The sequence below is a fragment of the Alteromonas aquimaris genome, from assembly GCF_026183695.1.
Classification (GTDB): domain Bacteria; phylum Pseudomonadota; class Gammaproteobacteria; order Enterobacterales; family Alteromonadaceae; genus Alteromonas; species Alteromonas aquimaris.
Map to the genome: position 1 here is coordinate 107711 of NZ_JAPFRD010000009.1, position 25511 is coordinate 133221.

The 25511-nt window shown below is 44.7% G+C and carries 21 protein-coding genes and 1 other RNA gene; 16 read left to right on the top strand and 6 right to left on the bottom strand.

Going from position 1 to position 25511, the window contains the following annotated elements; translation table 11 throughout:
- The first annotated feature begins 2 nt into the window (after positions 1-2).
- The 4 genes from purB (at position 3) to OPS25_RS06685 (ending at position 4454) form a co-directional block, all read left to right on the top strand.
- On the top strand, positions 3-1373 hold the full coding sequence (purB, locus tag OPS25_RS06670) for an adenylosuccinate lyase (protein WP_265616868.1): 1371 nt from the start codon (positions 3-5) through the stop codon (positions 1371-1373).
- Between the two features lie 422 nt (positions 1374-1795).
- Positions 1796-2614 carry an adenylate/guanylate cyclase domain-containing protein gene (locus tag OPS25_RS06675; RefSeq protein WP_265616869.1) on the top strand — a complete coding sequence of 273 codons (819 nt, stop codon included), beginning with the start codon at positions 1796-1798 and terminating at the stop codon, positions 2612-2614.
- Positions 2615-2696: 82 nt separating this feature from the next.
- Positions 2697-3818 carry a JmjC domain-containing protein gene (locus OPS25_RS06680; protein ID WP_265616870.1) on the top strand — a complete coding sequence of 374 codons (1122 nt, stop codon included), beginning with the start codon at positions 2697-2699 and terminating at the stop codon, positions 3816-3818.
- A 177-nt stretch (positions 3819-3995) separates the two neighbouring features.
- Positions 3996-4454 carry a GNAT family N-acetyltransferase gene (locus tag OPS25_RS06685; protein WP_265616871.1) on the top strand — a complete coding sequence of 153 codons (459 nt, stop codon included), beginning with the start codon at positions 3996-3998 and terminating at the stop codon, positions 4452-4454.
- Positions 4455-4474: 20 nt separating this feature from the next.
- Here OPS25_RS06685 and OPS25_RS06690 read toward each other — a convergent pair whose 3' ends face one another.
- Both OPS25_RS06690 and ydiJ read right to left on the bottom strand, forming a co-directional pair.
- Complete coding sequence (locus tag OPS25_RS06690) at positions 4475-4888, bottom strand: DUF4826 family protein (RefSeq protein ID WP_265616872.1); 414 nt, start codon at positions 4886-4888, stop codon at positions 4475-4477.
- A 253-nt stretch (positions 4889-5141) separates the two neighbouring features.
- The gene (ydiJ, locus tag OPS25_RS06695) at positions 5142-8186 is read right to left on the bottom strand and encodes a D-2-hydroxyglutarate dehydrogenase YdiJ (protein WP_265616873.1); all 3045 of its coding nucleotides are present in this window, start codon (positions 8184-8186) and stop codon (positions 5142-5144) included.
- A 152-nt stretch (positions 8187-8338) separates the two neighbouring features.
- Between ydiJ and OPS25_RS06700 the strand changes: the two genes are divergently transcribed.
- Positions 8339-8554 carry a PGPGW domain-containing protein gene (locus OPS25_RS06700; protein ID WP_265616874.1) on the top strand — a complete coding sequence of 72 codons (216 nt, stop codon included), beginning with the start codon at positions 8339-8341 and terminating at the stop codon, positions 8552-8554.
- Here the strand turns inward: OPS25_RS06700 and OPS25_RS06705 are convergent.
- Positions 8551-9009: a DUF2177 family protein gene (locus OPS25_RS06705; protein ID WP_265616875.1), complete on the bottom strand. Its 459-nt coding sequence runs from the start codon at positions 9007-9009 to the stop codon at positions 8551-8553. The genes OPS25_RS06700 and OPS25_RS06705 overlap by 4 nt on opposite strands.
- A gap of 137 nt (positions 9010-9146) precedes the next feature.
- Here OPS25_RS06705 and OPS25_RS06710 point away from each other — a divergent pair, with 137 nt between their 5' ends.
- On the top strand, positions 9147-10700 hold the full coding sequence (locus tag OPS25_RS06710) for a sodium/sugar symporter (protein ID WP_265616876.1): 1554 nt from the start codon (positions 9147-9149) through the stop codon (positions 10698-10700).
- A gap of 78 nt (positions 10701-10778) precedes the next feature.
- Here OPS25_RS06710 and ppsA read toward each other — a convergent pair whose 3' ends face one another.
- Positions 10779-13151: a phosphoenolpyruvate synthase gene (gene ppsA / locus OPS25_RS06715; RefSeq protein WP_265616877.1), complete on the bottom strand. Its 2373-nt coding sequence runs from the start codon at positions 13149-13151 to the stop codon at positions 10779-10781.
- Positions 13152-13348: 197 nt separating this feature from the next.
- On the opposite strand from ppsA, the gene ppsR reads away from it, so the two are divergent.
- The 6 genes from ppsR (at position 13349) to OPS25_RS06745 (ending at position 21017) form a co-directional block, all read left to right on the top strand.
- Positions 13349-14161 (top strand): posphoenolpyruvate synthetase regulatory kinase/phosphorylase PpsR, encoded by an 813-nt coding sequence (gene ppsR / locus OPS25_RS06720; protein WP_265616878.1) that lies wholly within the window; start codon positions 13349-13351, stop codon positions 14159-14161.
- A gap of 175 nt (positions 14162-14336) precedes the next feature.
- Positions 14337-14822, top strand: a complete 486-nt coding sequence (locus OPS25_RS06725) for a MarR family winged helix-turn-helix transcriptional regulator (protein WP_265617095.1) — start codon at positions 14337-14339, stop codon at positions 14820-14822.
- A 453-nt stretch (positions 14823-15275) separates the two neighbouring features.
- Positions 15276-16577, top strand: a complete 1302-nt coding sequence (locus tag OPS25_RS06730) for a porin (RefSeq protein WP_265616879.1) — start codon at positions 15276-15278, stop codon at positions 16575-16577.
- 51 nt (positions 16578-16628) lie between these two features.
- Positions 16629-18260: a BCCT family transporter gene (locus OPS25_RS06735; RefSeq protein ID WP_265616880.1), complete on the top strand. Its 1632-nt coding sequence runs from the start codon at positions 16629-16631 to the stop codon at positions 18258-18260.
- A 45-nt stretch (positions 18261-18305) separates the two neighbouring features.
- Positions 18306-20240 (top strand): DUF294 nucleotidyltransferase-like domain-containing protein, encoded by a 1935-nt coding sequence (locus OPS25_RS06740; RefSeq protein ID WP_265616881.1) that lies wholly within the window; start codon positions 18306-18308, stop codon positions 20238-20240.
- A gap of 42 nt (positions 20241-20282) precedes the next feature.
- Positions 20283-21017: a 3'-5' exonuclease gene (locus OPS25_RS06745; protein WP_265616882.1), complete on the top strand. Its 735-nt coding sequence runs from the start codon at positions 20283-20285 to the stop codon at positions 21015-21017.
- Positions 21018-21207: 190 nt separating this feature from the next.
- On the opposite strand, the gene OPS25_RS06750 is transcribed toward OPS25_RS06745, so the two are convergent.
- A complete protein-coding gene (locus OPS25_RS06750) occupies positions 21208-21555 on the bottom strand; it encodes an RnfH family protein (RefSeq protein ID WP_265616883.1) in 348 nt (115 codons plus the stop codon).
- Complete coding sequence (locus tag OPS25_RS06755; RefSeq protein ID WP_265616884.1) at positions 21552-21983, bottom strand: type II toxin-antitoxin system RatA family toxin; 432 nt, start codon at positions 21981-21983, stop codon at positions 21552-21554. The genes OPS25_RS06750 and OPS25_RS06755 overlap by 4 nt, the downstream gene beginning before the upstream one ends.
- Before the next feature lie 161 nt (positions 21984-22144).
- Between OPS25_RS06755 and smpB the strand changes: the two genes are divergently transcribed.
- The 4 genes from smpB (at position 22145) to ssrA (ending at position 25461) form a co-directional block, all read left to right on the top strand.
- On the top strand, positions 22145-22624 hold the full coding sequence (smpB, locus tag OPS25_RS06760; protein WP_265616885.1) for an SsrA-binding protein SmpB: 480 nt from the start codon (positions 22145-22147) through the stop codon (positions 22622-22624).
- A 71-nt stretch (positions 22625-22695) separates the two neighbouring features.
- A complete protein-coding gene (locus tag OPS25_RS06765) occupies positions 22696-23517 on the top strand; it encodes a hypothetical protein (protein WP_265616886.1) in 822 nt (273 codons plus the stop codon).
- A gap of 570 nt (positions 23518-24087) precedes the next feature.
- Positions 24088-25020, top strand: a complete 933-nt coding sequence (locus OPS25_RS06770) for a hypothetical protein (RefSeq protein WP_265616887.1) — start codon at positions 24088-24090, stop codon at positions 25018-25020.
- An 83-nt stretch (positions 25021-25103) separates the two neighbouring features.
- Positions 25104-25461, top strand: a transfer-messenger RNA (tmRNA) gene (gene ssrA, locus OPS25_RS06775).
- Positions 25462-25511 lie beyond the last annotated feature (50 nt).

The window sequence follows — 25511 nt, forward strand, 5'->3', positions numbered from 1 at the left end:
AGGTGGAACTGAGTCAGTTAACCGCAATTTCCCCAGTGGATGGCCGCTATGCTGGAAAAAGCCAGGCATTAAGAAGTATTTTCAGCGAGTATGGTCTACTTAAATACCGTGTTGAAGTAGAAGTGCGCTGGTTACAAATGCTGGCCGAACATCCGCAGATAAGCGAAGTTCCCGCTTTTTCCCAAAGTGCCAATCAACTGCTCGACAAAATTGTCACTGACTTCTCTGTTAATGATGCCCAACGTATCAAAGACATTGAGCGCACCACGAACCACGATGTCAAAGCGGTTGAGTATTTTCTTAAAGAAAAAGTTACCAGCCACGACGAACTCAATAAGGTAAACGAGTTTATTCATTTTGCCTGTACATCGGAAGATATAAACAATTTGTCCCATGGCCTGATGCTATCAGAGGCCCGGGAGTCCGTTTTATTGCCTTATTGTGATAAATTAATCGACGCCATCAGCCAGCTGGCCAAAGCGTACCGTGACATTCCAATGATGGCACGCACGCACGGTCAACCTGCTTCTCCAACGACGATGGGGAAAGAGATGGCCAATGTGGCACTGCGTCTTATCAGACAACGCAAGCAAATTGCGCAAATTGAGCTGATGGGTAAAATTAATGGCGCGGTAGGTAATTACAACGCGCATCTGTCAGCATATCCGAATATTGACTGGCATGCCTTTTCAGAAAAGTTTGTTACCCGTTTGGGCCTCACTTGGAATGCCTTTACCACCCAAATTGAACCTCATGACTACATTGCGGAATTATTCGATGCTGTTGCGCGATTCAACACGATTCTGATTGATTTTGATCGCGATGTCTGGGGTTATATTGCGTTAGGCCATTTTAAGCAGAAAACCGTGGCTGGTGAAATTGGCTCCTCAACGATGCCGCATAAGGTTAACCCTATTGACTTCGAGAACTCTGAGGGCAACCTCGGCCTAGCCAATGCGGTGTTCAATCATTTAAGTGCCAAACTACCGATTTCGCGCTGGCAACGTGATCTTACAGACTCTACCGTGTTACGTAATTTAGGTGTGGGTGCAGGTTATTCTGTCATTGCTTATGAAGCGACGCTAAAAGGCATCGGCAAGTTGGAAGTGAATGAGGCCAGTCTGCGCGCGGAGCTAGACGCTAACTGGGAGCTTTTAGCTGAACCCATCCAAACCGTTATGCGTCGCTATGGCATTGAAAAGCCGTACGAAAAATTAAAAGAATTGACTCGAGGTAAAAAGGTTAACGCTGAAGTTATCGCCGACTTTATCGACAAGCTAGAGATGCCGGATAGTGCTAAAGCTGAACTGAAAGCACTCAGCCCCGCCACATATATCGGTGATGCAATCAGGCTGGTGGATCAGTTACCTTAACATCAATGGTCAGTTAGTCTTGTTTCTGGTTTTATCCACACTCCAGAAGCAAGGCTTTGTATCATTTAATTTATCCTTCGGTTGCCGAGAGGCGAGAACAATACCAGACGCGTATTGTAAAGCGTACAACTCTCATCGCGTTGTTTTGTCTTAGCGCCCAGTTGCCACTGGCCCTTATCTATTATCATTTAGCCACGCCATTTTTACTTTTTAATTCTATCCTCCACCTGTGTTTACTGCTGTTTTCCTTTACGCTTTCCTATTTAAATAAGTGGAAACTGGCTCGTGCAACCCTGACCCTTTCCTTCCTGACTTTTATAACTAGCACCACGGTATTGTGGCAAGAGGACCTCGGTCTTCATCATTTTTTGTTGTTCAGCGTGTTAGTGAATAACAGTTTTTATTTGCGTCAGGAGAAAAAAATGAAATGGTTCACCCATTCAATTTTGTTGATTACGTTTCTAGGTTTAGAGGTTTATTGCTTGTTCCCATTTGAGCATTGGACGGCAACAATGAGGCTGACAAATAGTATCACTCTCATGGCGGCCAGTTGTATGATTCTCCTGTCGATGCAACACTATGCCAGACAAAAATGGAGGCATTTGAAAGCGCTGCAACGCAAGACTCATGAAGTGATTGAGTCGTTTTTACCACAGCCTCAACACTTGGCGCAGTGTCAGTGGCCAAAAGGTTACCAGGAACGGTTCGACAACGTTTGCGTTTTATTTGCCGATTTACATGGCTATACCCAGCTTTCACAGCATTATGACGACGATGAAATAGTCGCAATTTTAGATTCGCTATATCGGCAGTTTGACCAGCTCGCTTCAAGGTTTAACATTGAAAAGCTTAAAACCAATGGTGATGAATATATGGCAGTTGCTGGCTTACCCTTCATGTCATCGACAGCGGTAACTAAACAACAGTGCATCGGCAACGCTATAGAATTCGCCCGTCACATGGTAAAAGCAGTGAACAGAGTATTTGGTGAATTGCATATGCCATGTGATATACGCGTAGGCATAGCGATGGGCTCAGTTACGGGCGGCGTGATTGGCAGTCAGCGTCCTTGTTTTGACGTGTGGGGTAAGACGGTGAATCGCGCTGCTCGCCTGGAGCAGGCTGTAACGCCTGGCTATATTGCAGTTTGCGAAGTGATTGCCCGCAGTGTACAGTCAACGCAGTGCTACCAGGTTATCTTGGTGCAGCAAGAAAATGCGTCCCATCATATTTTGGCATAAAGAGAATTTACCCGCTTAACGTTGCAAGACGTGCTGGCAGGTCGCATACTTCACGCACTTATATCATTCTTGTTAGGTAATAATGTCTTTCAACTCTGCAATTTTTCTAGATCAATATTGGCAAAAAAAACCGGTCGTCTTACAGCAATTCTTTACCGACTTTGAGGACATTATCGATGAACATGAATTAGCCTATCTTGCCCAGGATAGTGAACTCGATAGCAGAGCCATTATCAAAAATGGACAGCAGTGGAATGTCATTCAGGGGCCGTTTAAATATTTTACTGATGTGTGTCAGCATCAATGGACCTTGCTTGTTCAGGGAGTAGATAAAGTTCACCCAGAAGCTGCCCGGATGATGGAAGCGTTTAAGTTTATTCCCTATTGGCGCATGGACGACCTGATGATCAGCTTTGCTGTTGCTGGTGCGGGTGTAGGCCCTCACGTTGATCAATACGATGTCTTTTTAGTACAGGGGAAAGGATCGCGACGCTGGAAAGTCGGCAAGCCGGGACATCACGACCCTGTTTATCCTCACCCTCAGCTTGCGCAGGTAGCACCATTCGAGGCGGAAATTGAGGTGGAATTACAAACAGGCGATGTATTGTATATTCCGCCAAACTGGCCCCATGAAGGTATCGCCACCAGTGACTGTCTAACTTATTCAGTCGGTTTTCGCGCCCCCGATACTGAAGTACTTACTCGCAGTCTTGAAGCATTGTTTTCCGACCCTACCTTCAAAAACCTGCGCTACAGTGATCCCGCTTTATCGTTACAAGCTCATCCAGGACAGGTCACCGAGACCAGCATAGAAAAATTGAAGGATCAGCTACTGAATACACTGAACCATCCTGCATGGGAACAATCTTTGTTAAGACTACTAAGTGAGCAGGAATTATTGACTCTCCCTCCTGAATCCCTTTTATCGGCACAGGACCTTGAGCGACGATTGTGTGAAGGGGAGAAATTTGAGCGGCTAACGGGGTGCCGCCCCCTGTTTACTGAAAAAGGTAATCAGCTCCGCATTTATATCGATGGGGAATATTTTGAAGTAAATGACGATTTTGATGTGGTAAAACGGTGCATTGAAGGGGACGCATTTGCCAAAACGGATCTTGACGAATGCCACAATCGACCAGAGTTATTGTCTCTGTTTGCCGATCTTATCAATAAAGGCTATTGGCATAGCGCTGGGGAACCCTAGCAAAGAGACGTGTACACATCTGCTCTGAACCTGAAATAACTTTAATGTATATTTTTTGTGCAATTTATCGTATTGACTAAACTATTACATTAGGGGGAATAGGAATTCTTCTCCGCTAATAGACAAGATGTTAAGGAAAATTCGGCTTTTTAGATTTCAACTTCATCAGGATACTTTATGACGTTTCATGTCGAACACGTCGATTGGCAGAGTGGTAAAGATCGACTAACCCAATTACGTGAACAAGTATTTGTCTTTGAATGGCAATTGCCCAGAGATGCTGAGTTTGATAAAGAGGATTTAGAAGCTTCACATGTACTGGTATGCGACAATCAGTTGAACCCCATCGCTACGGGAAGGCTTACCAAGGCAGGAGAAATCGGTAGAATTGCAGTACGTAGAGAATATAGAACTAGCGATGTTTATCAATCATTGTTTAGCGCGTTGCTTGACATTGCCAAACAGCAAAATCGCAAAACTGTAAGAGTTAATTGCGAACTTCAAAGTGTGGAATATCATCAGAGTCTGGGATTTAAGCCGTCAGGGCCTGCATTCATGGAAGCAGGAATACCCAGACAACGCATGGCTTGTCCGTTGAGACGATTCGCGCAACCTGATGTTACGCAAATGCATTAGTTAAGGACGTGGGCTACGAATCAAGCCCACAGTTCTTCTTTTTCTTTAATTTTAAATAATCCTTCGGCGCGATTCTCCAGAAAAGCTACGTAGTTTAGTTGCGTGGGATCATTAATCCCTGAGGCGCGCAGATTTTCTGCCTTCATTTGCCATCTCAAAGCAAAATAGTTTAGCAACTCACGCGCATCGGCGGCATTTTCATAGTGAGTGAAATCTGCTGGCACGTCACCAGAAATTACCCAGAAATATTTACCATCGGTGGTTTTTATTTTCCAAATCGCTACCAGCGGCGCAAGATAACGGCACTCTTCGGTGACCACAGAATCGAATAAAACGCCATTTTCGGCAAGATGTTGATTTGCACGTTGAAATTGTTCACGCACCCAGTTGTTTTGCATCTCTTCGGAAACATGAGGAGGAGTTTGATCAGTCATATAAGACACTACTTTAATTTTAATAAATGAGAATTGAACCAGTCTTGGCTGGCTATTAGTGGGGTATAATCTACCTTCAATACCGGTATATGTCGATAGCAATTATCGGCTAAGCCCGGAGGAGCCAATTAATATTACCAGTTCATGTCAGTAGGCAAGGTGCAATACAACCGCCTGTCAGCTATACCAGTAACAAGAATTTATTTTGGCACTACAATCGATCACCACTGGCACTAATACCTGAGCAGTGGTCTTAGTTTAGCAATTGCAGCATAACCTGCACCGGATGTTTCGGTTTAAACCCTTCGATACGGTCAACCTGGCTACGACAAGAATATCCGGTCGCCATTATCTGCTCTTTCGAATACCGCTTGATAGCCTGCTCCCAGCTTAGCGCATAAATACCCAGCGATTTATCTTTTTGATCCGCTTCGTGGCCATATGTTCCCGCCATGCCACAACACCCAACTGCAACAATCTCCATATCTTGGTGCAGACATGAAAAAATCTGTTGCCACTGCATTTCAGTTTTTGGTAAAGCGGTTTTCTCAGTGCAATGGGAAAATAATGCATAAGGTTGCGGGTGATTAGAGGCTGGAATTAAGCTGTGATCACCTGAGTCTAACAACTGGATTAGCCATTCGTGAGCAAGCAACACATGAAAATCTCCACGTTTATCCTGCAATGCTTTGGTGTATTCGTCTCGATAACAAAGGACTAAGGATGCATCGACACCTACCATGGGAATATCAAGCTTACTAATGGCATTCAAAAAAGCAGCGGTACTTTTGGCCGTTTTTTCAAACCGGGAGAGAAATCCTTTAACGTGTTCAGGTTTGCCGTTGGGTTTAAACGGTAACAACACCGGAATTTTCCCCAATTTACTAATGAGTTTGCAAAAATCAGCTACTACTTGCGCGTCATAATAACTCGTAAAAGGGTCCTGCACGATCAAAACGCGGTTTTGCCTTTCAACTAAGCTTAGTTGTTCGAGCGCTCGAAAATCGAAACGTTCGACGTTGCTTGCTAACTGATTGCTTAGCGTTGGCGTGCTGAGCAGGGGTGTATCCACATAACCGATCGTTTTTTCTATGATCGCCTGCGTTAAGGGTAGTTTGAGCAGGGCGTTTACCAGCCTTGGCGCTTTTGCCATGAGCGGTGCCATGCGTTCAATATTTGCCACCATGAAATCTTTCAGTGGTCGACTGTAACGCTGATAGTAGAGTGACAAAAAACGCGCCCGAAAATCAGGTACATCTACCTTCACCGGACATTGACCCGAGCAGGATTTACACGCCAGACAACCGTTCATGGCTTCTAACACTTCATGAGAAAAATCCTCCTCATCTTTTCTGGAGTTTAACCAGCGACGCCACCATGAGGATGAAAACTGTTCTGCTTTAAGTTGGGTGGTATGCACCCCCTGCTCTGCCAGCAAGCGGATCCATTCACGGATAAGCCCAGCCCTGCCTTTGGGACTATGGCGTCGGTCCCGGGTAATCTTACTGGAAGGGCACATTGGCGAAGTCGTGTCGTAATTAAAACACAAGCCATTGCCGTTACATTCCATGGCGGGAGCAAATTCATTTTTAAAGGCAATTGGAATGGTGCGATCAAAGGTCGCCCGCTTGATGTCGCTTACTCTCACCAGTTGTGCTGCACTTTCAATTGGCGTACAGATCTTGCCGGGGTTCATTTTATTATGTGGATCAAATACCGTTTTAATTTTGCGTAATTCATTGAACAGGGTCTCGCCGAAAAACGCCGGGCCGTATTCGCTGCGATAGCCCTTGCCGTGTTCGCCCCACATCAACCCTCCATACTTGGCGACCAGTTCTACGACCTGATCAGAAATCTGATGCATCAGCTTTTCCTGTTCCACATCACATAGATCTAATGCAGGGCGAACATGCAGCACGCCAGCATCCACGTGCCCGAACATGCCGTAATGTAAGCCGTGACTATCTAACAGATCGCGGAATTCCATAATAAAATCCGCCAGGTTTTCGGGTGGTACAGCCGTGTCTTCGGCGAAGGCTATTGGTTTTTGTGTCCCTTCCACCTTTCCTAATAAGCCTACAGCCTTCTTGCGCATAGCGTAAATCTTACTGATATCGGACTTGTCAAACGTCACCTGATAACCAATGACGCCCGACTCTCCTGTCTTCGCCGCCACGGTTAACTCTTTTTCAAGCGCCTCAATACGTGTGTTAATTTCCGCTTCGTTCTCACTGTTGTATTCCACCATGTTAAGACCCTGCAACTCTTTGCCGGGGACGTCGGTGATGAGATCTGCAATCGAATGCCAGATAATGTCAGTCTGTGCAAGATTAAGAACTTTGCTGTCCACAGTTTCAACCGAGGTTGCATTTGCAGCAATCATTCGCGGTGCATGTCGAAGTGCAGACTCGAAACTATCGTATTTAACATTCACCAATGCTTTATGCGGTGCCAGGGGGGTAAGCTTGAGCTTTGCTTCTGCGACCATACCCAACGAACCTTCAGATCCTGTGATCAGCCGACTTACATCTATGCGTTGATTTTCGGCATCAAAAGCATGCTCTAAATCATATCCTGTTAAAAAACGATTCAGACGCGGAAATTTAGCCAGAATTTCCTCGCGTTTGCCAACACAGGTTTCAATTACCTGGTGTAAGATTTGCCCGAAAGCATCATTTTGGGTTGCCCTTACACTGGCTTCTTCTAGGGATAAAGGAGCCGTCACTAAAAGCTCGCCATTGGCTAAAATAGTGGTTAACTCGAGTACATGATCACTGGTTTTACCATACACCAACGAGCCTTGCCCCGACGCATCAGTATTGATCATCCCGCCCACTGTGGCCCGATTACTGGTGGATAGATCAGGCGAAAAAAAGTAACCATACGGGCGCAGGGCATCATTTAACGCATCTTTTATCACGCCAGCCTGCACCTTCACCCACCCCTCTTCGGGATTAATTTGCAAAACTTTGTTCATATGGCGTGAGATATCCACCACGATCCCGTCAGTTAAACTTTGACCATTCGTACCCGTACCACCGCCGCGCGCGGAAAATTTAACCGCAGGATGCGCGTTGGCCAGTTGACCAATGATTTGCAGATCGCTGGTAGTCTTTGGAAAAACCACCGCTTGCGGTAATTTCTGATAAACCGAATTATCGGTAGCCACAGCTAACCGACTGCCGTAACTATACTCAATGTCACCGGAGAATGAGGAAGTAGAAAGCGCAGATAAGTACGTACGGTAATCTGATTGGACGCTGCTTTGCGGGACAACTCGTGGAAAACTCAAGAACACACATCTCCTTTCTTACGTTAGCTCCTAGTATAACTGGCCCACCACCCCTACTCCAGCCTAATGTTGAAACCGACAGACACATTTAATTACATAGTAGATATTGCAATTCATGGATGCAGCATTAAGCTAAGGGGAACACAAAAGGAAAAAGAATGAAATTAGCAAGAACAATAATCGGCGGTACGCTCGTGCTTGGCGGCATAGTGTTGACGATTCTTCCCGGTTCGACCTTTTTAATCCTCGCAGGTCTGGTTTTGCTTAGCGTTGATTTTCCACGCGCCCGAATGTGGCTTAAGCGCTGCCAGACGGGCATGAGTAACGGTGCACGTAAACTTGACCGATATTTGCTAGCCAGGAAGCTTCGTTAAGCTTCCTGTCGGTTTAGCTGAAACCCCATCCAGCCTACCATGGCACTCATCGCGGTGAGAATAATCCCCCATCCCCAGTCAACCATTGCAATCTTAAGATCGTAATCTTCTATGACGCTGAAATTAGTAAGGTTATACGCCCCATAACTGGCAAGCCCTAATAATGCACCATCAATACCGGCGTAATAAAGCGGTTTATCTCGGTTTGCCACCACCGCCAGCACAAAAATGGCACCAGCATAAATAAGATAAAATACCACCCATGGCCACACGATAAACTCTTCTCTAAGTAACTTACCTAAACTGGCGCGATACCAATCCCCGGCAATTAAAGTAAACCAGATACTCTCAAGAATGCCAAAGCAAATAAAAATAGCCAACATAGATAAGATAATGTTGCCTGAAAAACGAATGATATTTGCCAGCACTGAATGACTCTCCCAAAACGAATACATCAATTTTTTCCTGCCTATAAAGCACGATAAATTAGGTGGTTTTGCTTTTCAATCTATAAAACATTGAATTACGGTGAAAACCGATTACTCTGAACACATCCTCTGATTAAAATAAAAGCAAACGCGAAGATTCAGACATGACGTTCCTTGATAGTGCTATTTTCATTATTTATGTCATTGGCCTTATCGCTGTGGCGATGTGGGTATCACGTACGGAAAAAGATCATGTTCGAGATACTAGCGATTACTTTTTAGCGGGAAAGTCGTTACCCTGGTGGGCAATTGGCGCATCATTAATTGCGGCTAACATTTCTGCTGAACAAATTATTGGTATGTCTGGCTCGGGCTTCGCGATTGGGCTGGCGATTGCATGCTACGAATGGATGGCGGCCATTAGTTTACTCGTAGTAGGTAAATACTTCCTGCCTATTTTTCTTGCACAAAAAATCTATACTATGCCGCAGTTTCTCGAGCAGCGTTTTGATCATCGAGTAAAAACCATCATGGCCACCTTTTGGTTGGGAGTGTACGTATTTGTCAATCTCACCAGTATCTTGTGGCTAGGTGCATTGGCAATTAATTCCATAGCTGGCATCGATATGGTGTATGGCATGGTATTCCTGGCCTTGTTCTCTATTGCATATTCTTTATATGGCGGCTTAAAAGCGGTTGCCCTTACCGATATTATTCAAGTGGTGATGCTTGTGGCTGGGGGAATTATTCTGGCGTATTTAGCATTAGATGCAGTAAGTGAAGGTAAGGGTGCTATTGCAGGTTTTGATCGTTTACTGACTGCTCTACCAGAGAAATTTGACCTCATTCTTGAACCTGATAACGAGCACTATATGAGCCTGCCGGGGATTTCCGTACTAGTAGGCGGTTTGTGGATAATGAATCTGTCTTACTGGGGCTGTAATCAATATATTATTCAACGTGCACTGGGCGCGAAGAGTATCAACGAAGCGCACAAGGGGATAGCGTTTGCGGCATATCTGAAACTCTTTATGCCCATTATTGTTGTGCTTCCGGGCGTAGCAGCGGCGCTGCTATATCCAGCGCTGTCTAAACCGGATATGGCCTACCCTGTAATGATGAATCTGATGCCGGCTGGTCTTAAAGGGTTGGTGTTCGCTGCACTTATTGCCGCCATTGTTTCGTCTATTGCGTCAATGACCAACAGTATCGCCACCATTTTCACCATGGACATCTACACCCGTTTCAAACCAAATAAGTCGCAACATCACTATGTGAATATCGGCCGTATGGTAAGTTTCACATCCCTGCTCATCGCATTGATGGTGGCGCGCCCCCTGTTAGGCCAATTCGATCAGGCATTCCAGTATATTCAGGAATTTACGGGTTTCTTCACCCCAGGGATTGTGGCCATTTTCCTTATGGGAATGTTCTGGAAAAAAGCGACCGCAAATGGCGCGTTAGTGGCAGCTCTGGCCTCAGCCGTTCTGTCATTGGTATTAAAGCTTGGGTGGCCTGCACTGCCGTTTATCGATCGTGTGGGGCTTGTATTCTTACTGTGTTTAGGTGCGGGCATTATGGTTTCGCTGCTTTCCCGACAAGTTTCAAGCAAAGCCATCGACCTCAATAAAGTGTCCTTTATCACGCATTCCGGGTTTAATATTGCATCTATTGGTGTGATCCTGATCGTGGGTGCTCTTTACACCGTGTGGTGGTAGGGTTACTAAATACAAAAAAACCCGCAAATGCGGGTTTCTTAACTTTTTCTTCTTATGTGTAGGGTAAGAAGTAAAAAACTATTTTTGGTTTTCTGCCAAGTATAACCAGGTTTCCACCACAGTGTCAGGATTAAGCGATACCGAGTCAATCCCCTGCTCCACCAACCACTGAGCAAAGTCTTCGTGATCAGACGGGCCTTGTCCACAGATACCCACGTATTTGCCACGCTTCTTGGCCGTTTGAATAGCCATGGCTAACAGTGCTTTTACTGCTTCGTTGCGCTCATCAAATAAATGGGCAATCAAACCAGAATCACGATCAAGGCCAAGGGTCAACTGAGTCAAATCGTTGGAACCGATTGAGAACCCATCAAAGATATCCAAAAATTTATCGGCTAATAGGGCATTCGATGGTAATTCACACATCATAATAATGCGCAATCCATTTTCCCCTTTAACCAACCCTTGCTCAGCAAGTAATTCGATAACCTTTTCGCCTTCTTCCAGCGTGCGTACAAACGGGATCATGATTTCAACATTGGTCAGCCCCATCTTGTTACGTACACGCTTGATCGCTTCACACTCCAGTGCAAAACAATCGCGAAAGTCTTCAGAAATATAACGGCTGGCGCCACGGAAGCCCAACATAGGGTTTTCTTCATCCGGCTCGTACTGATATCCACCCACTAAGTTAAAGTACTCATTTGACTTAAAGTCAGACATACGCACGATGACTTTTTCGGGTGCGAATGCCGCCCCGATGGTGGCAATCCCTTCGACCAACTTTTCAATATAGAACTCAGTCGGTGAGTCATAGCCAGCGATCATATCGCTAATCTCTTCTTTTAACTCTTCAGGCTGACTGTCGAAATTGAGCAGGGCTTTCGGATGTACACCAATCATACGGTTGATGATGAATTCCAAGCGCGCGAGACCAACACCTTTATGCGGCAGACGGGCAAAATCAAACGCGCGATCAGGGTTGCCTACGTTCATCATGACCTTTAGTGGAATATCTGGCATTGAATCAATGCGCGAAGTAGTCACGTCAAACTCAAGCTCGTTGCCATAAATAAACCCTGTATCACCCTCTGCGCAGGACACTGTAACTTTATCGCCGGTCTTAATAAGATCAGTGGCATTTCCACAGCCGACTACCGCTGGGATACCTAATTCACGGGCAATAATAGCGGCATGGCACGTGCGGCCCCCACGGTTAGTGACGATTGCAGACGCTTTTTTCATGATCGGTTCCCAATCAGGGTCCGTCATATCTGTGACTAGCACGTCGCCTGCCTGAATTTTGTCCATTTCTTCAATCGACGCCAATACCTTTGAAGTACCCGCGCCAATCTTATGACCAATGGCACGTCCTTCGCAGACGATATTACCCTGCCCTTTCAGCTGATATCGTTCGATGCTCTGACTGTCTTCTCGGCTGCGCACCGTTTCAGGTCTTGCCTGCACGATATATAGCTTGCCGTCAGTACCATCTTTCGCCCATTCAATATCCATAGGACGTTGGTAATGTTCTTCGATAATTAATGCTTGCTTCGCTAATTCCTGCACTTCGTCATCAGTGAGCGAGAATTTCATGCTCTGGTCACGGTCGATATCAACAATAGACACCTGCTTACCATGCGACTGATCATCCGAATAGATCATTTGTACAAGTTTACTGCCCAGATTACGGCGCACAATCGCAGGTTTTCCTGCTTTCAACGTGGGCTTGTGCACATAAAACTCGTCCGGGTTTACCGCTCCTTGCACCACCATCTCACCTAAACCATATGAGCTGGTGATAAAGACCACATCTTCGAAACCTGATTCGGTATCTATAGAGAACATAACGCCCGAAGATGCAATATCACTACGCACCATACGTTGTACACCAGCTGATAACGCCACGCCTTTATGGTCGTAGCCCTGGTGGACACGGTAAGAAATAGCGCGATCGTTAAACAAAGATGCGAAAACATGTTTGATGGCCACCAACACACTTTCATATCCTTTTACATTCAGGAAGGTTTCCTGTTGACCGGCAAACGAAGCGTCCGGCATATCTTCAGCCGTTGCGGATGAACGCACAGCAAATGATGCTTCGTTACCCGCGTCTCCCTGGAGGGTCTCAAATGCAGATTTTATTGCCTCTTCAAGCTCTGGCTGGAAGGGTGTATCGATAATCCACTGACGAATATTTTTGCCTGCTTCCGTAAGCGCACTGACGTTGTCTACGTCTAGCGTATCCAGTACTTCATGGATTCTTGCTTCCAATCCGCTTTGTTCAAGAAACTTATTAAATGCATCTGCTGTGGTAGCAAAGCCACCGGGGACCTGTACCCCAGCGTTCGCAAGGTTAGAAATCATTTCACCTAATGATGCGTTCTTGCCCCCAACACGACCAACGTCATGCATTCCCAATTCCTGATACCAAAGAACGTAATCTTGCACTGCCGAAGCCTCCAGCTAAAAAATGGTTTCGTTCACATGAAATTAAGGTGAACATTTACATGTTGTCTTACGCCAATTTTACAGGAAAGTTCTGCAATACTGGCTTTTCGACGAAACCATCATAGAATGGGCAAAAAATGAAAGTAAAATTTTTATTACTTTTGTAATTAATTTACAACAAAAATGAAGGACGAGTTGTGCGTACAGCTTTTTATATTTCAGATGGCACCGCCATTACTTCAGAGGTATTTGGCCACGCTTTGCTGTCAAACTTCCCTATTCAGTTTAAACATATCACGATTCCATTCGTGGAAACGGAAGAGGAAGCATATAAAGTATTAGAAAAAATTTCTGAAAGTTTTCAAGATAGCGGCGAACGCCCGCTCGTTTTTTATACAATTGTGAATGTGGATGTTCGGAAAATAATTTCCCGTTCTGTGGGGATTAACTATAACTTTCTTGATCAGTTCGTGGCGCCGCTGGAAAAAGTCCTTGGGGTCTCATCAAAACCAGAAAAACATCGTACCCATAGCATTCACGAAACTACTTACGATATACGTATCGAAGCGGTGAACTATGCCCTGGCCAACGACGATGGGTCTAACATTAAAGAATACAAGCAAGCAGATATCATTTTAGTCGGCGTTTCACGCTCGGGTAAAACGCCCACGAGTCTGTATTTGGCGCTTCAATACGGTATTAAAGCAGCTAACTATCCTTTTACTGAGGAGGACATGGGCGATATTCTTAGATTACCCCCAGCGCTTCGCCAATACAAAGATAAGTTATTTGGTTTAACCATCCACCCGGAGCGTTTGCATCAGATTCGGTCTGAACGCCGAGCCAACAGCAAATACGCGTCACTGCAACAGTGCAGGATGGAATTACGAGAGGTGGAAAACCTATATCGCCGTGAAAAAATTCCATTCTTGAATAGTACCAAATATTCTGTGGAAGAAATTTCAGCAAAGATTTTAGCGGAAACAGGTTTGCAACGCCGTAAATATTAATAGCGTATAGCAAAGTCTGGAGAGGTGAATTTTTATCCTGATTATGTCAACGCATAATATAAAAACAGCGGACGCGGGTGAACGGGTTTCCTTGCAACTTGGATTAATATAGAGGAGCATAGACCTTAATCGTAATCGAAGGGTTATGTCGTTAAATAAGGTTAAATTTTATCTGATGCGCAAAGAAGAAGAATTATTAGTAGCCCTGCGCAGGGTTATGCGAGCAGTTGACTTACGTAGCAAGCAATTGAGCAAGGATGTCGGTTTAACCGGACCGCAGTTGCTGGTGATGCAAAACATCGATCAAAAGCCAGGTATTATGGTGCGTGAAATTGCTGAAAATATTAATTTAAGCCCTGCTACCATTACCAACATTCTGGACCGCCTGGAAGCAAAAAACCTAGCCAACAGAATTCGCAGTACCCAGGACAAACGCCGAGTAGGCGTATTTCTTACCGAAACGGGTCAAGCAGCCATTGAAGATGCCCCCCGTCCTCTCCAAGAGCATTTCATTGAACGTTTCCACCAGTTAGAAGAATGGGAACAAAGCCAAATGGTTGCTACGGTACAACGAATTGCCGCCATGATGAATGCGCAAAGCATTGACGCCTCACCCTTTTTGGAAGTGGGTAGCTTGGCAGATAAGCTGCCAGAATCCTGAATTTGAGTTAATCGCGGAAATTAGTAACGAAATAGTCTGATTGATATGTCATATGTCTTTCACTTCAACTGCTTCGTTCTACGAGCCCTATATTTTCATCTGCGCATCGATTACATATAAATGGGGGTAATAACGCACGGCTTATACCGCGCATTTCCTCTTGTGGTGCTGCGACTGGCAATCTGAATCTTACAAGAGTTCCTGCCCCCTAATTATCGAAACCAATAGCCTGAATTTCTAGCAGTTATCCAAGCGGCTTGATTATTGTTCGGCCCACCCTGAGCTATCTCTTCTTACAAACGTATGACCATTTACGTTCCTTATTGATTTGAATTTTCAATTCAAATCAAAATGTTAAATTTTGGACTACACTTAGAGCAACGTTAATCTTAAATTAAATTTTAGCGTACTGGATGAGTATAAAAGTTAATAATACGGGTTAGGTGAACCTCTATGTACTTAAATAAACTCACGTACGTTGTGGCATTAGCGCTGGTTTTCCCAGCGCTCGCAAATAGTCAGACCACCCAGATTGATGAAGAAGAGCTTTCCATTCTTCGCCAGCAAATAGAAAAGCTACAACAACGCTTAACCGAGCTTGAGCAAATCCAGCGACAGCAAGAGCAAAAAATCGTGCAGGCAGATCTGTCGCAACAATCTAAAGACACAGATATTGAAACTGAAGTAGAAGAGAAGCGTACAGTGAGTTTCGGCGGGGCAATCCGCACAAACTATAGTTATACCTCGTACGATGATGATAGCAAAAATCGAGGAGGAGACTTTGATTTCGATATCTTTCGTATCAACATGGATGTGAATATTGATGATGTCTTTTTGGCGGGCGAAATTCGATTTTTTGATTACATGACCACCATAAAATACGCCTACGCGGGCTATGATTTTAACGATGACTGGCAAATCCTGCTGGGCATTACCCCCGTCCCGTTCGGTAACCGGCCTTATAATTCACAAAACTGGTTCTTTAGTACAAATTACTATTTAGGATTAGAAGATGATCATGATTTAGGTCTTCTTGTGCGTCGAAAATTGACTGATAACTGGCAACTGGATTTAGGTTTCTTTAAAAACGATGAACTTGGCGGTGTAGATGGGTTCGTCGATAATAGAGCGGATCGCTACTCGTACGATATTGTTGGGATCCGCGCGGTTGAAGAAGGTATTTTTGCTGAGCCCGAGACTCCCGTGGGCGAATATAATACGTTTAATGGCAGACTTGCTTATCAATTTAATGCGCTGGGAATTAATTCCCAAATCGGAGCCTCTTTGCTGACTGGCGGAATTCATGGCACTGATGAAAAAGTTGGAGACTACCACGCCTGGGCTATTCACTGGGAGGCGGATTGGGACAACTGGCTAATGCAACTTCAACACACGCAATACGAATACGATGTCAATGGTGCAACCCGTATGGCGGTAGGCGCTTATTCTTTCTTTGATACCATAGCAGCCGAAGCAAAATCGACCACCTTTAATCTTGCTTATACTTTTTCGGTTGACTGGGGCCCGATCAGCAGCTTGCAGATATACAACAACTACGGCCTCGTTTACGACAAATCGGATCGTTCCCGCGATACGCTAATGAATGTGACAGGGCTAGCACTGTCTGCGGGCGGACTTTATACCTACTTTGATGTAGTAACGGCCCGCAACCAGCCGTTTGTGGGGGGTACTGCGGTAGGAGATTCAGACGAAACCGAGCACCGGTTTAATATCAACGTTGGCTACTATTTTTAATGACAGTACCCTCTCGTAACTACAACCAGTAACAGGCATACCGGAGAATGTATGAAGCAGCCAAATGATCCTTTGCGTCCCGATGGCAAAGTCAATCCTATAGATACGGATTATCAGGTAGGCCAGGACAATATTGTCGTTAATCTAGGCCCATTCGGTCTTGATATCCATAACCGGGTGTTCGCTATTTCAGGTCTAAGCGTCATTTTGTTTGTCATTCTGACACTCGTATTTCAAACCGAAGTAGGGCCTTTGTTTGAAGACATAAGAGGGTGGCTTACTACCAACTTAGACTGGTTTTTCTTAAGCGCTGCAAATATTTTCGTCATCATTTGCATTGGCATAGTGGTATCCCCGTTAGGAAATGTGCGACTGGGGGGAACCGAAGCCACTCCTGACTATGGCTATTTAGGCTGGTTTTCCATGCTCTTTGCTGCGGGTATGGGAATAGGTTTGATGTTTTATGGGGTGTCAGAACCTATCTCCCATTTTTCCAGTAGTATTGGCGGCGTTGTGGATGGCGAGGGCTTGCGTACTGATTGGTCCCCCCTAATGGGTGCAGCGGATGACCCCGAAGCGGCCCGCAAGCTGGCCATGGCCGCTACGATTTATCATTGGGCGCTTCATCCTTGGGCTATTTACGCCATTATGGCGCTTGGCTTAGCCCTTTTCTCCTTTAATAAAGGGCTTCCGCTGACAATTCGTTCAGTTTTTTATTCCGTATTAGGTGAGCGTGTATGGGGATGGCCTGGACATGTTATTGATATCCTGGCGGTATTTGCCACCTTGTTTGGTTTGGCTACCTCATTGGGCTTGGGTGCATCTCAGGCGGCCTCTGGTCTGCATTTCCTGTTTGGCTTACCGTTAGGCACGACTACTCAGGTTGTACTGGTTATTTTTATCACCGCAATTGCTTTAATTTCCGTGGTGGCGGGTCTGGATGCGGGCGTCAAAAGACTTTCCGAATTTAATATGATTTTGGCCGCTGCCTTGCTGTTGTTCATTATCATTGTCGGGGCGACCTCTTCTATCTTAACCGGATTCTTCGAGAACTTACTCTCTTACATAACATATCTTCCTGCGTTGTCATCTCCGCTTGGTAGAGAAGATATTAATTTTTCTTCTGGCTGGACTGCATTTTACTGGGCTTGGTGGATATCCTGGAGCCCCTTTGTTGGCATGTTTATCGCGCGAGTATCACGTGGACGTACTGTAAGAGAATTTATCATATCAGTATTGATTATTCCTTCTTTGGCATGCGTATTATGGATGACCGTATTTGGTGGCACCGCCATAACCCAACTCGTTGATGATGGCTACCAAAAAGTTGTGGAGGCGGAGCTACCTTTGCAACTTTTTTATATGCTCGACGCCTTACCGCTGGCCAGTATCACCTCATTTATAGCCATTGTTCTGGTTATCGTGTTTTTTGTCACCTCTTCCGATTCAGGCTCTTTGGTGATTGATGTAATTGCTGCGGGGGGCAAAGTAGAATCGCCTACCCCACAACGTGTGTTCTGGTGCACATTTGAGGGGTTAGTGGCGATTTCATTAATTCTTGGCGGGGGATTGGTAGCACTACAGGCGATGGCCGTGTCCACAGGGCTTCCATTTACCTTGGTATTGCTGGTCGCAACCTTTTCGATACTTAAAGGGCTGGCGAATGAACCTAAGATAAAGTGACCATTATGCAAGCTAACAATTCATAGGTTGCGGCAAGCACAAGTTATGCAAGCTGACTTTCCTGAGCTATTAGGTTTTTTAAAACAACACCCACCTTTTAATGAATTGCCCGAGCAAGCATTAGAAGAATTGGGTGGGCATGTTGAGATCGCGTATTTTAAAAAAGGATCGGAAATCCTACCCCTTGGTGAACACAACGATAAATGGTGTGTGATCCGACAAGGCGCGGTAGAAATATTCAGACGCGACGGAACCCTGCATAACAGACTTAGCACAGGTGGCTTCTTTGGCGAATTAAGTTTGTTGCAAGGCAAGCCGGTCAGGTTTCCTGTGAAGGCGCTGGAAGATACCCTGTTATATTTAGTTAGTGCAGAAGAATTTCACCATCTTTTCGACAATTACGATTCGTTCGCGGATTTTGTGGAAGTAGAAGATCGCAGACGCTTGCGCCATGCCGTTCAAAAATCTCAAAACGTACAAAATTTACTGACCGCCAGGGTGAGTGAAATACTTAGTTCCACTTTAGCACCACTTTCTCCGGATACTACGGTGCAAGAAGCGGCAGTTTACATGTCAAAGGAAAACTCTTCCTCTGTATTAATTGAAGGACGCATTGATGACAATGAAATGATAGGGGTATTGACCGATGCTGATATTCGCGAAAAAGTTGTTAGTAAAAACTTGCCCCTAACTACGCCAGTATACGAGGTAATGCAGAGTGACTTTCCTAGTATCGCTGCTGATCGTTTTATATATGAAGCGATGATGTCGATGCTGAAAAATAACGTTCAGCATCTGGTCATTTTACCTGAACGGACGCAACCTGAACCTAAGGAATCCGTGTCTGCTGCTATTGACGTCTCCCACCACGGTACGCATTCTCCACTGGGTATCATCAGTAATCTGGATCTCATTCGCTACGAATCGCAAAACAGTTTATTTGTGGTGAGTAATATTTTCGCAGCAGACTCAGTAGAAGCCTTACAGGTTCTTAGAGAAGACGTGGTAGCCAGTTTTTTACGCATGGTCAATGAAGACGCTAATTCCGCAATGATAGGCGCGGCGTTGTCAGCTATCGGTCGAAGTTTTAAACAACGTCTTTTAGAATTAGCAGAAGCTCGCCTTGGCCCGCCCCCCATTCCCTACTGCTTTATCGCGATGGGATCCATGGCGCGCGAAGAACAATTATTGGTTACTGATCAGGATAACGGCATTATTTTAAGCAATGATTTTGTCGAAAAGCAGCATGACACTTATTTTGCCGAATTAGCGCATTTTGTGTGCGATGGATTGGATAAGTGTGGGTATCCTTACTGCAAAGGGGATATCATGGCCACCAACAAAAAGTGGCGACAACCGTTAAGCCAATGGCAAAGTTATTTTAAAGAATGGATAGAGCATCCCACGCCGGAGTCTTTACTCAACAGTAATATCTTTTTCGATCTCAGCGGCGTGTTTGGCAAACTAGAGTGGGCTGAAGAGTTAAACCGTTTTGTTCAACTCAGTGCTTATAAATACCCTCGTTTTTTGGCTAGCATGACCCGCAATGCGCTAAGACGCACTCCTCCCCTGGGCTTCTTTAAAGATTTTGTGATGGAATCTGATGGCAGACATTCCAAATCAATTGATATGAAAAAGCGCGGTACTTCGCCAATTTCCGATCTAGTTAGAATTCATGCACTGGAAGTTGGGTCGCTAGCTACAAATACTAATTCGCGTTTGCAGGATGTTATTCGAGCGCAAATATTACCTAATGGTAGAGGAGAAGATTTGCGTGATGCGATGGAATTGATTGCTATGGTTCGAATTCGACACCAGGCAATGGATGTTAACCAGGGAATACAACCTGACAACAATATTGAGCCTGATAACCTATCGGAATTTGAGAGAAAGCATCTAAAAGACGCATTTGAGGTGGTCACCAACGCTCAACGCTATCTTAAGTTTCGCTATCAAGCGGGTCGCCAGTTTAGTCGATGACTTACCTTCCTTTTCACGAATAGGACAGACGCCTAAGCAAGCATGTTTTATCTATCAAAAAAAGACATCCAACATAAGCCGGTCGCCGTGCGCGATTGGGGCGCCTATTTTGACCAACAGCGAGACAACATCAGTAATGTAGTGTTAAAACGCTTTTATTCGCAGCCCCCACCCGCCCCAAATGCAGACATTTCACTAGTTCCTCTGGTCGCTCTTGATCTGGAAACCACTGGCTTGAATTGGCGTACAGACAGTATCGTGAGTATGGGACTTGTAGAATTTAGCACCCGGCGAATTCGCCTCAACTCCGCCAGATATTGGGTAGTTAAACCAAGTACCCAGCTGAAAGAACAATCTATCTTAGTACATAATCTGACGCATACCGAGTTTGGCTCCGCACCGTCGGTATCAGCTATATTAGAGAAGATGATACCCCTGCTGGCGGGAAAGGTTGTGATAGCGCACCACGCTGCTATCGAACGAAACTTTCTTTTACGATCGGTAATGAATGCCTACCACTGCGAGTGGTACTTCCCCATGATTGATACGTTAAAATTGGAACGCAGGCTTGTGTTTGAAGAGCAACCATGGTGGAAACGATGGCTGATATCTAAGCAAACATCTCTTCAGTTAAGAGACTGCAGAGCACGCTATGGTTTACCTGCTTATCGCCAGCATCATGCATTGAACGATGCGATCGCTTGTGCGGAGCTATTTCAAGCGCAAATTTCATACCTTGGGGAACACATCCCATTAGCAGAACTTTTGGACAATTGATTTAACTGCGTAAGGTTTGTTTATTATTTTTTAATTAGGGCCGCGCGCAATTTAAGCACCGTCACGATAAATCGCTCTCAGGTAATAAGAAAAAAGATTAAGGCTTGATGGCTTTTAAACCTTGCCTTTTGCGTACGTGAATAACTTCATTTTTCTTCCAGGCAAGACAAAACGTGGTTAAATTTTAAGATTATTCACCACGATGGCTTTTAAGAGGATTGGGTCTTCCGCCGGTGACTTTGTCTGCTCGGCCTTCCTGTTTGGCCTTTTCTGCACGGCGCTTACGCACTTCTTTTGGATCAGCTATCAAGGGGCGATAGATTTCAATGCGATCCCCATCTTTTACTTCATCTTTTAATTTGGCTACCCTGCTCCAAATTCCTATTTTTTGTTTATCTAAATCGATATCAGGATAAAGTGTTTGAATATTTGACAGTTCAATTACCTTTTCCACGGTGGCACCCTGTGCGATAGACACTTCTACAATAGATTGCCTGTCAGGTAAGGCGTAGGCGACCTCTACTTTGATCATGCTCATGCATACACCCTACGCGCACGCTCAATAAACGCGTTAACCATGCTGGTGGCTAAAGAACTAAAAACCTTACCAAAGGCCATTTCTGCCAATTTGTTACTAAACTCAAATTCTAGATTTAACTCTATCTTACAGGCCGACTCTGATAACGCCGAAAAGGTCCAGCCGCCCTGCAATTGCTTAAAGGGTCCATCTACTAACGTCATCTCAATGCGCTTTGCCGGATGCAATATGTTGTGGGTAGTAAACCACTGCTTTACGCCGGCTTTAGTCACTAACAAGGAGGCCCGCATTTTGTCCTCGTCAGCATCAAGTACTTTACTGTCTGCACAACCGGGCAAAAACTGGGGATAGGATTCAACATCATTGACCAATTCGAACATCGCCTCGGCGCTATACGCTACCAACGCACTACGTTGAATACTCGGCATACACTCTTATCTCTTAAACTATATAAAGCAATACTCAAATCTGCGCTGAGTGTACCACGAGAATTTTCTGCCACCTACCCTTCTGTTTTAGTGGGACATCCCCATAATGCTTTTTGTAATCACCTAAAGACTTTAGCGAATGAGTGAGTATAATAAGGCGCATGAAAAAGAATAAAGACAACAAAAACAGTTCCGGTACTATTGCGCTAAACAAAAAGGCTCGTCACGACTATCATTTAGAAGATAAGTTCGAAGCGGGCATAGCGCTGCAGGGCTGGGAAATTAAAAGCCTGCGCGCAGGTAAAGCAAATATAACCGATGCTTATGTCATCATTCAAAATGCCGAAGCCTACTTAGTGGGTGCCCGCATTTCACCCTTAACGCAGGCTTCTACCCACGTTATCTGCGAGCCTGAACGTTCGCGCAAATTGTTGCTTAACAAGCGAGAAATCGATAGGTTAATGGGTGCGCGTGATCGCCAGGGCTACAGTATCGTTGCCACGGCTATGTACTGGAAAAAATGTTGGGTTAAACTGGAAATCTATCTGGCAAAAGGCAAGCAGGAACACGATAAGCGTGACACGATTAAAGATCGAGATTGGCAGCGGCAAAAAGAACGCGTGATGAAAAATTCGCTCTAGCGCACTATCTCATGTGAACAGGTATGTTAATTAGCCGGCACTAAGAATGAGAGAGATGTAGAGGTTATAGTATGCGATTGTACATTCATGCTGGAACGTTTAAAACAGCTAGCTCTGCGATCCAGAACAGCCTATATTCCAGACGTGAGGCGTTACTAAAACATCACATTCTTTATCCCGAAGCTGGTATTTCGAAAAAGATGTCAGAAGAAGTGGGCTTTCGACACAGCCGGATTGTTTATCATTACGGCAAATCGGACTGGGACAATATTGTTGCGAACTTAAAAAAAAGCCTGTTTCATCACAATCCTCACACCGTCATCCTTTCGAGTGAAGCCTGGTCTACTCCGGGTGCATCGGAAACGTTATTCAGTCTTATTGAACATCTGCAAGAATTTGATGTAGACAAGATTGATATCGCGTTTGTGGTCAGGAATGTTTTTGACTATTCAATCAGTCATTACCGTGAGTTTGTTAGGCGCTGGGGATTTAAATACGATTACCTCGAATATGTTGAAAAACGCCTTGATTACTTTGATTACAACGCCCTCTTTTCTCCCTTTTTAGAAAACAACAAAGTCACCGTCAAATTTATCCCATATAGCAAAAGTTGTGTGGATGCGGTACTAAAAGATATGAATGCTGCGCCGACTGGATTCTGGAATAAACCTGAAAAGAAAAAAGTAAACAAAAGTTTGTCAGCGCTGGATATAGAGATTCAGCGCAAGTTTAATATCCTGCACGGCGGAAAAGGTTACGTCGCGCCACAAGCCACAGAACTTTTAGCCCGTATTGGATTAAAGCCCACTGGTGAGAAAATTTTAGAAAGCACGCCGCCAGTTTTGTTATCTGACTCTTTACCGATCTGTATAAAGAAAAGTTTACCGAGCTGACCAGATTACCCCCTATGTTATTGGAGGTATCCGGCTCTACTTACTTTGCGGACAGCTATATTACATTAGATAAGCTATCGCTATTTTTGGACGACCTGACCAGAGAATATTATCAATCTCACCCCATAAGCAACGATGAGCTTAGCAAGACTTATTCAAATAAAAGTTAGCTGTTTCTATAGCCTGGCTTTCTTGTAACCAAATGTAGTTCTTAACCGTATTAAAAGCACCTGTCAGGTCGAACTTACCCTTTAAACAAATGATTCTGCACCCCTTAGCAATATATTCGCTTCAATTTTTTAATAGCTTAACGCTACTTAGCCTTCAATTGATTGTTTCTGGAAGTTATTGCGCGATTGTTGATGCCCCTTTCTTACCTCGCCATTCGATTACACCTAGCCAAAACAACTATGACGGCGAAAAAGCAGCGAGGACTTAAGGAATGAAATGAATTTAGTAAAATGTTTTGTATAAGCAAACTGACAGGACGTACTATGCCTGCACACAAGGGGTAGTCCGATAACGAGTTTATCAAAAGGCACAAGGAAAAATTGAGGTAATTAAAGCGATATGCATGTATACATACACGCCGGAACCTATAAAACAGCAAGTACTGCCATCCAGCAAACCTTGTATTCCTTGCGCACGAATTTAATAAAGCAAAAAATCCTCTACCCTACAGCTGGTATTTCCGCGCAAGCAGAAGAAATAGGTTATCGGCACAGTCGTTTTGTTTATGAGTACGGGCTGTTAGCCTGGGACGCTGAAGTAGATAAATTAAAAGCTGAAATTCGCACACACAAACCTGATTTACTTATTTTGTCCAGCGAAGCCTGGTCTAAACCGAAAGGTACTAAGCGATTGCTAGCGTTACTGGAGAAGCTGGAAGCTTTTAACGTTACCCGCGTAGATGTTACCTTTGTAGTGAGGAATGCATACGACTATTCCGTTAGTTTTTACCGCGAATTTGTCAGACGCTGGGGGCAACGCCGGGGTTATTCAGATTACACTAACAAACGCATACCATACTACGACTACAATAACCTGTTCTTACCGTTTATAAGTGAACCCAAATTCAGGATGAACTTTCTTCCTTACTGCGACGATAGCGTTTTGCACGTTTTGTCAGCTATGGGTATTGAGCAGCATACACCGAGTATTGCGCGCGCAGTTAATTCTAGTCTGTCCACATTAGATGTAGAAATTCAGCGGCGTATCAATATTTTGACCAGAAGCAAGGCCCACCCTTCCCCTTCGGCTAATGAACTGTTCAGTAACATTGGCGTAAAACTGGTTCAGGATAAAATTATCGAAGATACTCCACCCGCGTCACTCAACCATCTTTATTCCGATGCCTACCAAGATAAATTTACCGCTTTGACAGGGTTAAGTCGCGACTTATTACGAATTGAGCAATCACGCTATTTCACTAACAATAAGGTACCACTAAGGTTATTTGAACCAATATTAGATCACCTGCTACCGCTACCAGCCAAACGCTAAAAAATTTGTTCGTTCTCTATTATTATATTGCGACAACATGTGGTAAACTTAGCGGTCTGAAATAAAACTGTTTCACCAAACCTGGGGCTGATTAGGATTCGACAGGATCTAGGAAGCTGGAGGTGCATGCAGAGGTGCGGTTTGCCTCTTAAAAAAGCCGCATTTAAATAGTCGCAAACGACGAAACTTACGCACTAGCCGCTTAATAACCGGTATAGGCCCTTCCACCACAGCTTTGTTTGCTAGCGTGGATTCGGAAGGTCATATAAGCAAACTAGCGAGGGAAACTCTCCTGAGGTTGAACCGCGAAACAGTATCAGGACCGCTACGAGGAATCCTGTTTGCCGGAGTCCGAAGTAGTTAAAGAAAAGACAAACTAAGCATGTAGTACCAAAAGTAGACATTTTCTGGACGCGGGTTCAAATCCCGCCAGCTCCACCATCTTGTAAATAGCCCTAATGAGCCCTCAGCAGCCATTTGGGCTTTTTATT